This is a genomic window from Streptomyces sp. O3 (assembly GCF_054788135.1).
The window spans coordinates 1-293 of sequence record NZ_JBTVYK010000166.1; the positions used below are offsets into that span (position 1 = coordinate 1).

Consider the following 293-nt stretch of genomic DNA (forward strand, 5'->3'; position numbering starts at 1 on the left):
GTCGGATACAACTCCTGCCCCAACGCCTCCTCCAACTTCCCCGCGATCGCAAGCAAGTTGACCGACGTCAGACCCAGGTCATAGAAGCCCCGGTCCTGCGGCACGTCATCGCTGCCCAGCGCCTCCGCCACCAGACCGGTGATCAGCCCGTCCAGCGACACCGCCGCCGGAGCCGCGACGGCGGGCGCGGGGGCGGCCTGGGGCGCCATACCCTCGTCACGCAGATGCGCGGCCAGACTCCGCACCGTCGGATACTCGAACAACAGCGTCGGATACAACTCCTGCCCCAACGC

1 protein-coding gene is annotated in these 293 nt (G+C 68.6%); it reads right to left on the bottom strand.

From position 1 onward, the window contains the following. The coding region (locus ACX6XY_RS30190) for a phosphopantetheine-binding protein (RefSeq protein WP_460337834.1) at positions 1-293 on the bottom strand (293 nt) is incomplete at both ends.